The 14571-nt window shown below is 73.9% G+C and carries 11 protein-coding genes; 6 read left to right on the plus strand and 5 right to left on the minus strand.

What is annotated here, in order from left to right; genetic code table 11:
• Window positions 1–17 precede the first annotated feature (17 nt).
• Window positions 18–1274, plus strand: coding sequence for a YncE family protein (locus ACFY2A_RS19145; RefSeq protein WP_387173200.1), 1257 nt, complete (start codon window positions 18–20; stop codon window positions 1272–1274).
• Window positions 1275–1335: 61 nt separating this feature from the next.
• Here ACFY2A_RS19145 and ACFY2A_RS19150 read toward each other — a convergent pair whose 3' ends face one another.
• The 3 genes from ACFY2A_RS19150 to ACFY2A_RS19160 form a co-directional block, all read right to left on the minus strand.
• On the minus strand, window positions 1336–2793 hold the full coding sequence (locus tag ACFY2A_RS19150; RefSeq protein WP_387173202.1) for a hypothetical protein: 1458 nt from the start codon (window positions 2791–2793) through the stop codon (window positions 1336–1338).
• A complete protein-coding gene (locus ACFY2A_RS19155; protein WP_387173204.1) occupies window positions 2790–4634 on the minus strand; it encodes a dynamin family protein in 1845 nt (614 codons plus the stop codon). The genes ACFY2A_RS19150 and ACFY2A_RS19155 overlap by 4 nt, the downstream gene beginning before the upstream one ends.
• A 97-nt stretch (window positions 4635–4731) precedes the next feature.
• Window positions 4732–5625, minus strand: a complete 894-nt coding sequence (locus ACFY2A_RS19160) for an IniB N-terminal domain-containing protein (protein ID WP_387173206.1) — start codon at window positions 5623–5625, stop codon at window positions 4732–4734.
• 296 nt (window positions 5626–5921) lie between these two features.
• Here ACFY2A_RS19160 and ACFY2A_RS19165 point away from each other — a divergent pair, with 296 nt between their 5' ends.
• From ACFY2A_RS19165 to ACFY2A_RS19175, 3 genes are read left to right on the plus strand one after another with little or no spacing between them, the layout of a single operon-like run.
• Window positions 5922–7214, plus strand: coding sequence for an Hsp70 family protein (locus ACFY2A_RS19165; RefSeq protein WP_387173208.1), 1293 nt, complete (start codon window positions 5922–5924; stop codon window positions 7212–7214).
• A 5-nt stretch (window positions 7215–7219) separates the two neighbouring features.
• Window positions 7220–9739 (plus strand): LuxR C-terminal-related transcriptional regulator, encoded by a 2520-nt coding sequence (locus ACFY2A_RS19170; RefSeq protein ID WP_387173210.1) that lies wholly within the window; start codon window positions 7220–7222, stop codon window positions 9737–9739.
• A gap of 49 nt (window positions 9740–9788) precedes the next feature.
• Entirely contained in the window at window positions 9789–10211 is a 423-nt protein-coding gene (locus tag ACFY2A_RS19175; protein WP_387173212.1) for a roadblock/LC7 domain-containing protein, read from the plus strand.
• Between the two features lie 15 nt (window positions 10212–10226).
• Here the strand turns inward: ACFY2A_RS19175 and ACFY2A_RS19180 are convergent, their stop codons facing one another.
• Window positions 10227–10631 (minus strand): DUF2267 domain-containing protein, encoded by a 405-nt coding sequence (locus tag ACFY2A_RS19180; protein WP_363925066.1) that lies wholly within the window; start codon window positions 10629–10631, stop codon window positions 10227–10229.
• 165 nt (window positions 10632–10796) lie between these two features.
• Between ACFY2A_RS19180 and ACFY2A_RS19185 the strand changes: the two genes are divergently transcribed.
• The gene (locus ACFY2A_RS19185) at window positions 10797–11666 is read left to right on the plus strand and encodes a GyrI-like domain-containing protein (protein WP_387173214.1); all 870 of its coding nucleotides are present in this window, start codon (window positions 10797–10799) and stop codon (window positions 11664–11666) included.
• A gap of 132 nt (window positions 11667–11798) precedes the next feature.
• A complete protein-coding gene (locus ACFY2A_RS19190) occupies window positions 11799–13856 on the plus strand; it encodes an alpha-glucuronidase (RefSeq protein ID WP_387173216.1) in 2058 nt (685 codons plus the stop codon).
• 57 nt (window positions 13857–13913) lie between these two features.
• Here the strand turns inward: ACFY2A_RS19190 and ACFY2A_RS19195 are convergent, their stop codons facing one another.
• Window positions 13914–14564 (minus strand): class I SAM-dependent methyltransferase, encoded by a 651-nt coding sequence (locus ACFY2A_RS19195; protein WP_387173218.1) that lies wholly within the window; start codon window positions 14562–14564, stop codon window positions 13914–13916.
• Window positions 14565–14571 lie beyond the last annotated feature (7 nt).

Raw genomic sequence — 14571 nt, forward strand, 5'->3', positions numbered from 1 at the left:
GGAGGTGTCACCGGGTCATGATGGCGAACACGACGATCTCGCGGCGTACCCTGCTGACCGCGCTGGCCGGGGTCGGAGCCGCGACCCTGGCCGGTTGCGAGCCGACCTCGGCGGTACCGGCGGCCGCCGACCCGCTGCCCGACCCACTGCTCGTCGCCCTCGACGGTGGCCTGACCGTGTTGCGGGGCACCGACCGACAACCGATCGGCGCCGGGGTGGCCACCGCCGACGGGCGGCTGGTGTGGACGGTCGCCGCCGCCGGTGCCGACACCGACCTGTGGCGCGTCGACGCCGGCCGGGGCGCCGCCTCCGAGCGGGTACGGCTGCCGGGCCGGTGGGTGCCGCAGACCGCCTCCACCGACGGCACCCGGCTGGCGCTGACCACCGAACGTCTCAGCGCCACCGGGGACCGTCCCGCCGGCCGCGACGAGACGCTGGTGTTGATCGCCGACGCCGGTGGGGTGCGGCAACGGCTGCGGTTGCCGGGCAACGTCGTGCCGGAGGCGTTCACCCACGACCTGGCCGGGCTGTTCGTGCTGGAATGGCTGCCGCCGGCCGCGCCGGACCGCTACCGGGTACGCCTGGTCGACCTCGCCACCGGGGTAGCCGGGCCGCTGCTCACCCGCGCCAAGACACCGGTGCCGGAGGGCGGGGAGGAGGAGATGCGCGGCGACGGACGGCAGGCGGTGCTGTCCCCGAACCGCACCGTGCTCTACACGCTCTACACCCACCAGCCCGACCACCAGCACACCCGGGACCGGATCAGCGGCCGGCCGGGCAGCGACGTGCACGCCTTCGTGCACACGCTGCACCTGGAGCAGCGGTGGGCGTACTGCGTGGACCTGCCGCACCCGTTCGGGGAGGGCGCCGCCGACGGCCACACCATGGCGATCACGCCGGACGGCGGCCGGCTCTACGTCGCCGACGTCGGTTCCGGCGCCGTCGCCGAGATCTCCACCGAGGAACTGACCGTACGCCGCGTCGCCGCCCTCGCCACCGGGGCCGGTCCGGCGTACGCGGCGGCCTCCGCCGAGCGGCTGTTCGTCGGCGCCGGCACCGCCGTACGGGCCGTGGACCTGGCGGGTCTCGCCGTCACCGCCGAGCGGGCGACAGCCGACCCGATCACCGGTGTCGTGCTCAGCCCGGACGGCTCTCACCTCTACCTGGGCCAGCGGGCCGCGGTGAGCTGGCAGGATCCGGTCACCGGCGGCGAACTCGGCCGCGCCGCCGTGCCCGGCCTGGTCGGCCTGTACGGTCCCGCCCGGCCCGCCTGACCGGGTAGCGGTCCCCGGCGCGGCCGGTCGTCGGCGGGCCCGCCGCGGGCCGACCCGGGGCCTAGCGGGCGTGGGCGGCGGCCAGGTCGGCGAGCAGCCCCTCACAGCTGCGGGCCACCACCTGCGCGCCCCGCCGCTGCGGCAACGCGAGCCCGGGATCCTCGGCGTGTTCCCGCCACCGCCACCGCGCCTCGGCGGCGGTCTCCCACAGCCACGCCAGTGTCGCGTCGGGCGCGATTCCCAGCCGGGCCGCCGGTTCGTCACCGTCGCCGCCGACCAGCCGCCGCGCCTCGGCGGCCAGCTCGGCGTCGAACCCGAGCCGGCCGTCGCGCAGCGCCGCCAGCAGCCGCGACTCGGCGAACTCGTGCGCACCGGCGAGCAGCTGCTCCAACGCGGCGAGCAGGTCGCCGGTGGCCGGACCCGGTTCGTCGCGCAGCAGCGCCTCCACTGCCGTCAGCGCAGACCGGGCCTTGAGCACATGTCGGCGGTCGACGAAGAGGCGGTTGAGGGACTCGCGTAGCTCACCGAGCCCGCTGCGGCGGACCAGCTCGGCGGCCAGGGCCACCCGGTTGTCGCAACCGGTGCGGACGAGGGTGGTCGCCAGGCGGATCCCGACCACACCGAGCCGCTCCAGCAGCGCGCCGCGGGTGGCCGCGTCCAATCCGGCCGGCGGCTCGCCGCGAGCGAACCGCTCGGCGGAGAGGAGGTACGGCTCAAGCTCGGCACGCGGCACCCGGGCCAGGGCCGCCAGCGCGGCGAACTCGGTCTCGCCGAGCACCCGGCCGGCCAGGCCGAGCAGCCCGCTGCACGGCACCACCGCCACGCACAGCGCGTCCACGTGCGGGTCCCGCAGCGCCCGCCGGGCGAGCTGACGGGCGCCGAGCAGTGCGTCGACCCGACCGCCACCGGACTCGTCCACCCGGGACAGCACCATGATCGTGTGCACCGGTGCGGCCTGCCCGACGACGCCCTCCCGGGTCGCCCCCAGGATCCGCAGGTCGGCGCCCCGGGCGTCGCGGGTCAGGTACAGCAGCGCGTCGGCTTCCCGCCGCACCCGCGCCAGCACCGGATCCGCCGCCTGCTCGTCGGCTGCGCCGATCGCCGGTGTGTCCAGCAACGTCACCTGCCGCAGCGAGCGTGCCGGCCACCGCACCACGATGTCGCGCAGCTCCCCGGCGCGCCAACCGGTGAGGTCGACCCGCATCCCGGTGCCGGAGCGCAGCACCGCCAGCCGCTGCGGCGGATGACTGGTGGAGTACCCGGTGGCGTCCGGCTGCGGCCCGTCCTCGTACCAGGTGAAGGCGCTCCCGTCGACCGGGGCCACCTCCTCACCCATCAGGGCGTTGAGCAGGGTCGACTTGCCGCTGCGCCACCCGCCGACGACGGCGACCCGCAGCGGTTGGTCGTAGCGGGCCAGCTGGTGCCGCAGCAGCTCGGTGATCCGGGGGTTTTCGCGGTAGCCGTGCAGCGCCCGGTGCAGCAGGTCCCGGACCTCCGCGTCCAGCCGCACGCCGGTCATGCCAGCGGCGCCAGTGGCGCCGGGCGGGCGGCGGTCACCTGCTGCGCCTGCTCGTACAGCTCGGCCAGCCGGATCATCCGCTGCTGGATCTCCCGCTGACGTCGCTCACGTACCGCCGCGTCGGTGTCCGCCGCCTCCTTGGCGCTGCGCAGCGACTCGATGATGGCGGTCTGCAACTCGTCGGTCAGCGCGGCGAAGTGGTCCCGCAACACCCGCTGCGCCCGACGGGCCGCGTCCCGGCTGTCCTTGCTGACCTGGATGAAGAAGTCGTCGACGTGCCGCTGTACCGCCGCCTTGACCGTGGCCTGCCGGCGGCGCAACAACTGTTTGCCCTCGTCGCGGATGCTCTTGCCGCCGAACAGGGCGCCGGCGCCGATCGAGATCGGGTTGATCATCGGCATGCCGGCCAGGGTCAGCGCCAGGCCGAACATCAGCAGCCCACCGTAGGAGCCCTTCATGCCGGTGAACACCTTCTGGCCGACGGTGAACCGGTCGACGTTGGGGCGTTCCAGCTCCGGCACCGGTGCGCCGTACTCCACCGAGGCGGTCAGCGGCCACGGTGGCAGCGACCCGTGGCCGTACCGGGCGAACGACTCGGCGACCCGCCGGGCGATCCAGTCGCACCGCTGAACCAGCCACCGTCGGTTCGCCGCGGCCGCCTCGACGAGGCTCTCCTCCAGCCACTGCGCGACGGTGTCCCACGCCACCAGCGGGTCGGCGGTCTCGAACGCCTCGTCGACCATCCGCAGGATCTGCCGGGTGCGGTCGCGCAGGTCGTGCTCGATGTCGGAGATCAGATCGGCCATCTCGTCGGTCAACGTGTTCTGCCATCGGGTGGCGCACCGACGCAGCTCGTCGACCTCCCGTTGTGCCGCGTGCAGCCGGGCCATCGGCGCGGACTCCTCGGCCGAGCGCTGGTCGGTCAGTTCCGCCCGCAGCGGCGCGGCGAGCTGCTCCACCACGGTGCGCGCGGTAAGCACCACCGCGGCCCGGGCCAGGGTGTCGGGCTTGGCTGCCAGGTGTCGCCGGAGCAGGGCGATCAGCGCCGGGAAGCCGGACTCCGCGTTGAGCGCGTGGTCGTCGGTGGTGGCGGCGTGCAGGCGCAGCGCGGCGGACACCGGGATCAAGGGTGCCGGCACCCCGGCATCGGCCAGGTGCCGCCGGTTGCGGTCGGCCACGGCCCGCCAGTCCGGGACCAGGTCCGTCTTGGTCTGCACCACGGCCACGTTGGAGTGCGACCGGGTGAGGTGCAGCAGCATGTTCAGCTCGTTGACCGACAGGTCCCGGGTGGAGTCGGTGACCAGCAGCACGGTGTCCGCGCGGGCCAGGGCGGCGACCGGGGTGCCGGCGCCCACGGCGGCGACGTCACCGCCGCCCGGCATGTCGACAAGCACCACGCCGGCGCCGAGCAGCGCCCGGGGCAGACCGATTTCGATGTACGCGGGGCCGCCGCCGGGCAGCCGACCGGTGCTGCCACCGACTCCGGCGGCGATCTGGTCGGTCGGCACCGGCGTCCGTTGCACGGCCGGCGGGTCGGCGGCCGGCGTTCCCGGCCTCGTCAGCGGCGTCTGCACCACCGTCGCCGAGGCGACCTCGGCGTGCCGCAGCACCGTCGGCAGGACGGTCGTGGTCCCGTCACCGACCGGGCAGACCGGTGCGTTGACGATCGCGTTGACCAGTTGACTCTTGCCCTGGTTCGGCTCGCCGACGACCAGCACGGTCAACGTCGGATCGAGCAGGTGGGCGCGCTTGAGGCGGACCGCCTGAAGCAGGTCGCCCCGACCGTGTTCCTGGCACGTGCGGGCGATGTCGTCGAGCGCGTCGAGCCAGATTCCCGCCATCACCGCACCAAGTGTGCTGAATTCGGCTCAATTTTCAAGTGCGAAGAGGCGGGCGGGGCCGGCACCGAACGGTGCCGACCCCGCCCGCCGACGGGCGTCAGAGTAGACCGTCGGTGAGGCCCAGCACCCCGCCGGTCGAGGTGGAGGCCTCGCCGTGGGTTGCCGTGTCCCCGCTCACCGAACCACTGACCCCGCCGTCCAGAAGCCCCTTCGTGCCACCGGTGACGGTGCCGGTGACACCGCCCAACAGGCCGTCGACCTGCCCGGTCACACCGCCCACAGTGGAATCGAGGTCCAGCGACGGCACCACGCCACCCGTGTCGCCGGTCAGGCCGAGCCCGCCCAGGGTGTCACCGACACCGAGCGAGCCGACCAGATCGCCGACCTGACTGGTGGTGCCGGGAAGCAGACCGGAGGTGGTGTCCAGCAGCCCGGAACTGGTGCCGTTCACCGCGGACACGGGGTCACCCACCGCGCCGGTGACGTCACCGAGCGCCGGCTCCGTGGTGCGGTCGAGCGGGGCGACCACGTCCGCGTCGAGGGTGTCGGCCACGTCGTGTACGCCGGACAGGTCCGCGCCCACCCCGGTGGGGGTCACACCGACGCCGACTCCCGGGAAGACGGTCGCCCCCGCGGTCACCGTCGACGGGTCGACGGCGATCGTGCCGAGCACCCCGGCCTTGACGTCCACCCCGGAGTGGGAGCTGCCGACGCTGATCTGCTGCGCCACGCTCTGCAACTGGCTGATCGCGTCGGTGGCGTCACCGACCAGCGGGTCGAGGCCGAGCTGCCCGGTCACCGGGGCGACCGGGGCGAGCCCCTGCACCGGGGCGTAGTCCACCACCAGCGGCACCACGTCCTGGACATCGGCGGCCGTGATGTCGCCGAGGCCGGCGGCCCGCAGCGCGCCCTCCGGGTCGAGGTCGAACGCCGACCGGGCATCCGCGTCGGTCAGCAGGTTGAGCACGAAGTCGTGCAGGGTCTGGTCCATGTCGGGGGTTCTCTCCTCGGCGAAACGTCAACGACCGGTGATCGCCGATGACGCTACGGACGGTGCCCGGGACCGGGCATCGGGGACGGTCCCGCAATCCGACCCGTTCGATTAGGGGCATCCGGGCTCTCGTACGTTAGGGGGAGTGGGGGACCGGCGCCCGCCGAAGTTGGGGCTCCTGATGCCGGAGTGATCTCTGGTACGAACGTAGGAGCCCACGGGGTCCCCCGGGGCGGCCCGCATGGGTGGGCCTGTCCGGCCCACCCCACGGCCGACGCGGTCAAGGAAGAAAGCAGATGGCCTACGTGCTCGGGATCGACATCGGCAACACCAGCACCGTCGCCGCGGTCGCCCGGCACCGTGACGGGCACTGGGGTCACCCCGAGCCGGTCGCCCTGCACCCAGGACCGGGGGCGCTGCCGTCGACGTTGCTGCTGTCCGCCGATGGCACGTTCGCCCTCGGTGAGGGTGACGAATCGGAGCGTACCGCCCGGGGGGTGTTGAGCCGGGTCGGCGACGGCGTGCCGCTGCTGCTCGCCGGTGAGCGGTACCGGCCGGAGACCCTCGTCGCGCTGCTCGCCGCGCACGTGGTCGACCAGGTCCACGGTGCCCGGGGCGCGCCGGCCGAGACGATCGTGCTCAGCCACCCCGCCTCCTGGGGGCGCTACCGCCGCGACCTGCTGCACAACGCGCTGTGGGACTACGGCCTGGGCGCGGTGACGCTGCTACCCCGCACAGTCACCGTGGCGGAGGGACACGCCGCCCGGGGCTTCGCCGGTGGAGTCGCCGCCGTCTACGCGCTCGGCGGCAACACCTTCGAGACCGCACTGGTCCGGCGCAACGCCCGGGACCGGTACGAGACCGTCGGCGTCCCCGCGACGCTCGCCCGGTTCGGCGGCGCCGACTTCGACGAGGCGCTGGCCGCACACGTGCGGACCGCGCTCGCCCGGGACCTGGCCGCCGCCGGCCCCGGTGCCCGTACCGCCCTGCGTCAGCTGCCCGTCGAGTGTGAACGGGCCAAACGGGAGCTGACCGTCGGGTCGCAGACCGACGTGGCGTTGTCGCTGCCGACCGGACCCGTCCGGGTGCCGGTGACCAGGCTGGAGTTCGAGGAACTGATCCGGCCGGCCGTGCAGACCACAGTGGAACTGCTGTCGCAGGCCGTCCGCGCCGCCGACCTGGCACCCGGGCAGCTCGACGGCGTGCTGCTGGCCGGCGGCGCCAGCCGGGTACCGCTGGTCGCCGAGCTGCTCGCCACGGCCGGCTTTCCGGTCGAGACCGCACCCGACCCGCAGAACACCGCCGCGGCCGGCGCGGCCGCCGCCGGCACCCGGATGCTGTCCCCACGTCCGCTGCCGACCGGCCCGCCCCCACCGGCCGGCCCACCCGCGACCGTCGGAACCCCCGCGACCGTCGCGACCGCGTCCACCGGGTCCATGGCGCACACCGCCGGCCCGCCCCTGGGCCCGGCCGACGACCTGACCCCCCGCGACGAGCCACCGCCCCGCCCGCCGATCCGCTACCCGCCCCTCGAACTGCCGACACGATCCCGCCGAAAGCTGGCACGCAGCCGGGGACACGAAGGATGACCGCCATGATGACGAGCGCCGTGGCGGACAGCCCGCTGGTCCTCGACGCCGAACCGACCGACCTGCTCGACGCGATCACCGCAGACCCGGCCGCGCCGCTCACCCTCGGGGTGATCGGGCCGGGCGGCCACGGCCGCACCACCTACCTGCAGGAAATGGCCGGTCGGTACGCCCGGGCCGGCGTCACCGTCCGCACCGAAGCACCGGCCACCGACGACGCGTACGCTCCCGACACGGTGCTGCTGATCGACGACGCGCACCTGCTCGACGAGGCCCGGCTGCGCACGCTGCGGCGGCTGGTGACCGACCGCCGGCACCGCATCGCGATCAGCTACCGACCGTGGCCCCGACCGGCGGCCCTGATCGAGCTGACCGACACGCTGCGCCGTGAGGGACGCCAACTCCTGCTCACCCCGTTCACCCGGGCGCGCACCGCCGCGTACCTCGCCGCCGTGCCCCGCCTCGGCCGCCGCCCGGACCTGGTCGACTTCGTGCACAGCCAGACCGGTGGGGTGCCCCGGCACGTGGGATGGCTGGTCGACGGGCTGCGCGAGCAGGAGACGGCCACCGGCGTACCGACCGAACCGCCCCGCCAGGTGGTCCTGCACCTCGGTCCCGACCTGGAACACCTGCCCTCCGATGTGCGACGGCTGCTGATCGCGCTGGCCGCCGGCGTCCCGCTGCCCACCGAAGCGCTGCGCCCACTGCTGAACCGCGAACCGGCGGAGATCGACGACCTCGTGGCCGAAGCCCGCGCGGCCGGGCTGCTCGGCGCCGACGGCCGCCCCACCCCGCTGGTCCGGCGGGCGGTGACCGCGCTGAGCCCGGCCGCCGACCGTACCGCCGTCTGGCATCTGCTCAGCGACCTCGCGCTCAACCGTGGCGCACCGGTGTTGCCGCTGGTGCGCTCGCTGCTGGCGGCCGGCGTCGCCGGTGACTGCCCGGCCGCCACCCTGGAGGCGGCGGCGGAGGAGGCCCTCGGCGGCGAGCCGGCGCTGGCAGCGCACCTGTTCGCCGCGGCGGGCGCCGCCGGTCGACCCACCGGCGTCCGGCAGGCGGTCGCCGCCGCCCTCGCCGGTGACCTCGACCTCGCGCTGCGGCTGGCCGACCGGCTGCTCACCACCGCACCGCCGGACGCCCGGGCGGAGGCCGCCCTCGTTGCCGCCACCGCACTGGCCCACCGTGGACAGACCAACCGCAGCGTGGAGCTGTACCGCTGGTCCGGCGGGGTCAGCGCGCACGCCTTCGCCGCGGTCGGCGCGCTCGCCACCGCCCGTCCCAGCGACCACCCCGAACCCGTCCCGGACAGCCCACCGACGTTGCAGGCCGGTGCCGCCCGACTGATGGCCGACGGGGTACGCGAAACTGTCCACGGCACCCCGTCGGCGGCGCTGTCCACCCTCGTGCAGGCGGCGGCCCTGCTGGAACCGGACGGACGGGCGGTGCTGCTGCCGGACAGTCCCGCCGCCCTGGCGGCGCTGACCGCCGTGCACTGTGGCGAGCTGGACATCGCCGAGCGGGTCCTCGACCGGGCCCTGGCCAGCGGCATCGGCGGGCCGCTGCTGACCGCCCGGCACCGGCTGCTGCGCGCCTGGATCCTGATGGCGCGGGGGCGGATCGCCGCCGCCGGCGAACAACTCGCCGAGGCCACCACCGGCGTCGGGCTGGAGTCCCGCGACCTGCTCTTCGCCGCCGGGTTGACCATGGGCATCGCCCGGCGCACCAGCGACCTCGGCGCGTTGCAGCGCGGCTGGGTGCCGGCGCTGGAGGCGGTGGTCCGCCACCCGGTCGACCTGTTCACGCTGCTGCCGCTGGGCGAGCTGGCCATCGCCGGTGCCCGGCTGGGTGACCTCAGCCGCCTCCAGCCCTACCTGCGGGCCGCCCACGAACTGCTCGGCCGCCTGGACGATCCGCCGCTGTGGCGTACGCCGTTGCACTGGAGCGGACTGCACGCGGCGATCCTGTCCGACGACCCGGTCGCCGCCGACGGGCACGTCAGCGCCCTGCTCGCCGTCGCCGGCCACAGCCGGTACGCCGCCGTGGTGGCCGCTGCGGCCGAGTGCTGGCTGGAGGTGCTGCGCGGCACCGTCGACCCGGTCCGGGTCGAGGCCGCCGCCCGGGGCCTGCACGACACCGGCCTGTGCTGGGACGGCGCCCGGCTGGCCGGGCAGGCCGCCATCCGCACCGCCGACCGGCGGGCGATGACGGCGTTGCTGGACTGCGCACGGGCGCTTCAGGGCCGGTCCGCCGCCGAGGACCGCAAGCCGGCAGCCGGCACCGTCTCGCACCGGCTCAGCGACCGGGAGCGGGAGGTGGCCGAACTGGTCGTCGCCGGTCTCACCTATCGGGAGATCGGGGACCGGTTGTTCATCTCCGCCAAGACTGTGGAGCACCACGTGGCCCGGATGCGCTCGCGGCTCAACTGCGCCAACCGCACCGACCTGTTGGCCCTGCTTCGAACCATTCTGGCTGACCCGTCGTACACCACGAACGGACAGCAGTGGCCCCGACGGGCCGCGAACTGAGCCTCGGACCGGCCCTCACCCGCCGGTTCCGCCAACGAGAGGACCTGCCATGACTTCTGCGGTGGCCACCGCCGACAACCTCAGCCGCGCGCTCGACAACATCGTCGACCGCGTGCCGGGTGCCCAGTTCGCGGTGGTGCTCTCCCCGGACGGCCTGCTGCTGGGCGCCTCGCGGGGCATCGACGATGAACTCGCCAGCCAGCTGTCCAGCATGGTCTGCGGGCTTCAGGCGCTGGGCCTGGCCGCCGCGCGGGTCTGCGGGGACGGCGAACTGCACCAGGTGGTGGTGCAGATGTCCCGGGCGTTCCTGTTCCACGCCACCACCGGAAACGGTGCGGTCCTCGCCGCCGGTATCGACGGCGACGCGGAGGTCGGCGACATGGCGTACGAGGTGGCCATGTTCGTCGCGCAGGCCGGCGACCACCTTCCGGTGTACCTGGAGCCGGTGGTGCAACGCGTCGCGCTCCGGTGATCGCCGGCGTCGCGGTCAGCCCCGGTCGCGGTGTGCGTCGTACTGCGGTGCCGGGTTCGCCACCTGCCAGAACTCGGCGGGCAGGAACGTGATGACATCGTCGTACTGACCGGCTTCGACGGCCTCGCGGATGGTGTCGAGGACCGCCCGGATGCCGGCCGCCGCCAGGTCGGGGTCGACGTCTGCCCGCCCACCGACCCGCTGCACGAACACGTCGAGGCCGAAACGCTCGGCGTCCTCATGTGGGCCGAACGCGTACGCCCGCAGCCCTTCCGGGAGTTGCCCGGCGAGGTCGCGCGCCTCACCGCCGTCGATCCGCTCCGCCAGGGTGGTAAGCGTGGCCCGCGCGATGGCGGTCGCCTGCTCGGCCGAGGTCCCGGTGCGGCTCGCCACAGAGTCGATGAACTGGTCGTCGTCCACCTCGCCGTACCCCTCTCGCCGCGGATCCGGCGTCTACCCGCCCACCGGGGTCCCAAACGAACGCGTCCTGCGCCGCCGTCGGCTCCCGCATGATCGGATCGGGCCAGGACGATCGGGCGCGACAAGGGGCGCGCGGGCCAGCCTTGGAGGCGAAAGGAGGCCTCAATGATCTCGGCACTCAACCGGCTTGTCGACCTCGTCGAGGAGCACCTCACCGCGGAGATCGACGTCACCGGGGCGGCCCGGGCGCTCGGCACGACCGAGTACCACCTGCGCCGGATGTTCTCGTCGCTGGCCGGCATGCCGCTGTCGGAGTACGTGCGTCGGCGGCGCATGACCGTCGCCGCCGCCGACGTCGTCCGCGGCGAGGACGACCTGCTCACGATCGGTGTGCGGTACGGGTACGGCTCCACGGAGGCGTTCGGACGCGCGTTCCGGGCCGTCCACGGCGTCGGCCCCGGTGACGTACGCCGCGACGGAGGCCCCCTGCGTACCCAACCACAACTCAGGTTCCGCCTGACCGTCGAAGGGAGCATCCCTGTGGACACCCGCATCGTCGACCGCCCCGCGTTCCGACTCATCGGACACGCCACCCGGGTTCCGCTCATCCACCAGGGCGTCAACCCGCACATCCAGCGGCACGTCACCGCGCTGCCGGCCGAGGAGCACCAGCGGCTCAAGGAACTCGGCGACATCGAGCCGGGAGGCCTGCTCCAGGTGACCGACGATGTCGCCCCCGACGCCGTCGAAGGCACCGAGCTGACCTACCTGCACGGGGTCGCTGTCGCCCGCGACACCTCGGTCCCCGACGACCTCGACAGCATCGAGGCGCCGGCCGGTACGTGGGCGGTCTTCCGCACCGCCGGACCGTACCCGCAGAAGCTGCAACAGGCCTGGGCCGCGACCGCGTCCGAATGGTTCCCGTCGAACCCGTGGCGGCTGCGGCCGGGTCCGTCGATCGTCGCGATCCTCGATCGTGCGGCCGATTTCAGCACCGCCACCTGTGAGCTGTGGCTGCCCGTCGAACCAAGCTGACGGGTACCGGCTCGGGATGCTGGTGACAGCCGGTGGGCCCGCCGCACAGGTGGCCGCACAGGTGGGCCCACCGGTGGCCGGGACTTCCGGAAGTATCTTGACGTGTTTGGTGGGATCGTTACGATCTGCGCAATGACCGGCCCTGCCCCGACCGACGTCCACCCCGCCTGGTTGCCGCCTGAGGTGTTCCGTGCCGTCGGCTCCCGGCACTGTCTCGTACTCGGCGCCGGAGGGCTCGTCGACACGGTCGTCGCCGAGGTCGAGCGGGCCTGCGCCGAGCACGGCGGCAGCGTCCGGCGGGAGGTGGAGGGGCCACCGCCGAGCCTGGTGCTCGCCCTGGTCCCGGCCGTCGGCGACGGCGGCCCCGCCGAACTCGACGCCGCCCTGGCCGAGCTGGAAACGGCAGGCGGTGGGCCGCTCGGCGCGGAAGGCTACGCCCTGGCCCGCCACGGCGAGGTCACGGTGCTCCTCGCCGACCAGCCGGCCGGGCTGCTCTACGGGCTGTTCCACCTGACCCGCCTCGGCGAATCGGCATTCGGCGCACCGTACGCGGCGCAGCCGCACCGTCCCGCGATGCGCCGCCGCATGCTCGACCACTGGGACAACGTCGACGTGCACCCGGTGATGGGGCAGGTCGAACGCGGCTACGCCGGCGGGTCGATCTTCTGGCAGGCCGGCCACCCCCGGCGGGACCGCGGCCGGGTCCGGGCGTACGCGCGCCTGCTCGCCGCCTGTGGCATCAACGCGGTGACGGTGAACAACGTCAACGTCCACGCCACCGAGGCACGGCTGCTCACCGAGCGGCTCGACGACGTCGCCGAACTCGCCGACGAGTTTCGCCCGTACGGCATCCGGGTGCACCTGTCGGTCACCTTCGCCGCGCCGGTCGTGCTCGCCGGCCTGTCCACCGCGGATCCCCTCGACGACGCGGTGCGGGCCTGGTGGGCCCAGACCACCCGAGCGGTGTACGCCCGCATCCCCGACTTCGGTGGCTACGTCGTCAAGGCCGACTCGGAGGGACAACCGGGCCCGTTCAGCTACGGCCGCGACCACGCCGACGGAGCGAACCTGCTCGCCGAGGCATTGGCCCCCCACGGAGGCGTGGTGCACTGGCGGGCCTTCGTCTACAACCACCGGCAGGACTGGCGTGACCGCTCCACCGACCGGGCCCGGGCCGCGTTCGACCACTTCGCCCCGCTCGACGGCCGCTTCCGGGACAACGTCATCGTGCAGGTCAAGCATGGCCCGATGGATTTCCAGACCCGGGAACCCGTCTCTCCGGTGATCACGGCGATGCCTGGCACCCGGATGGCGGTGGAGTTCCAGGTGACGCAGGAGTACACCGGCCAGCAGCGGCACGTGTGTTACCTGGCTCCCTGGTGGAGCGAGGTGCTGCGGTTCGGCTGGAGCGACGACGGACATACCGTCGCCGGCGTGGCCGCCGACGGCGGCGGCCTGGTCGCCGTCTCCAACGTGGGCGACGATCCGTTCTGGACCGGGCATCCGCTGGCCCAGGCCAACCTGTACGCCTTCGGCCGGCTGGCCTGGGATCCGCAGCTGCGACCGGCTGAACTGCTCGACGAGTGGATCGAGCTGACCTTCCACCCGGACACCAGCGCCGACCCGGACCTGCTCCGCCGCACCCTGCACGAGATCATGGACGATTCGTGGCGCACCTACGAGCGCTACACCGCCCCGCTGGGCGTGGGATTCATGGTGCGACCGGGACTCCACTACGGCCCCGACGTCGACGGATACGAGTACAGCCGCTGGGGCACGTACCATTTCGCCGACCGCGACGGCGTGGGCGTGGACCGCACCCGGGCCACCGGCACCGGCTTCACCGGCCAGTACCCGCGGCCGTGGTCCCGGGTGTACGAATCCCCGGACACCTGCCCCGACGAGGTGCTGCTCTTCTTCCACCACGTGCCGTACGAGCATGTGCTGCACAGCGGCCGCACCGTCATCCAGCACATCTACGACACCCACTTCGACGGGGTGGCCGAGGTGGAGGCGGCCTGCCTGCGGTGGAAGTCGCTGGTCGGCCTGGTGGACGCGGCGGTGCACGCCCGGGTGACCGAGCGGCTCGACGAGCAGCTGCGCTGCGCGCGGGAGTGGCGCGACCAGATCAACGCCTACTTCCACCGCAAGTCCGGGGTGCCCGACGCGCACGGCCGGCTCCTGCACTGAGCCGGGGCGTCGGCGACCCCGAGCTGCGGCGACGGGCTCGTCGACGGCCGGTCCGCCTCAGGGCGCCTCGGCGCGGTAGAAGGCGAAGCGGCCGAACCACGCCTTACCCCCGCCGTTGCTCGCGACGCCGGTCAGGCCGGCGTCGCCCAGCGCGGCCAGCACCCGCTCGGGGAGACTGGCGGCCACCCGGGCGTTGCGGTGAGCCATCCCGCCGCCCCGCCCGGACGGTGTGCCGTCGATGTCGAGCAGGTGCAGTTCACCGCCGCGCCGCAGCACCCGCCTGACCTCCCGCAGCGCCCTGGTCCGCTCGTCGTCGTCCAGGTGGTGCAGCATGAACGCGGACAGCACCCGGTCGACGCTGTCGTCGGGCAGCGGCAGCGCGCCGGCGAACGCCTGCTCGTACCGGATCGGCAGTCCGCTCCGGGCCGCCTTACGGCGGGCGCGGCGCAGCGCGGCGGGGTCGGGGTCGATGCCCAGCGCGTCGGTGTCCCGGAGGCGACGCCCGAGCGCGGTCAGGAGGTTGCCGGTACCACAGCCAATCTCCAGGATCCGCTGGCCGGACCGGAGGTTCGCCCGGTCCATCAGCTGCCCGTGGATACGCCCGACACCGGCGAGGCGGGAGAACGGATCGTAGAGCGGGAGCAGCCAGTGCTTACCCATACCGGGCAGGTACTGCTGGGCGTCCGTGGGGTGCGGCTGTCCGGTCATGTGACGC

The sequence above is a fragment of the Micromonospora sp. NPDC000442 genome (assembly GCF_042898635.1).
Lineage (GTDB): Bacteria > Actinomycetota > Actinomycetes > Mycobacteriales > Micromonosporaceae > Micromonospora.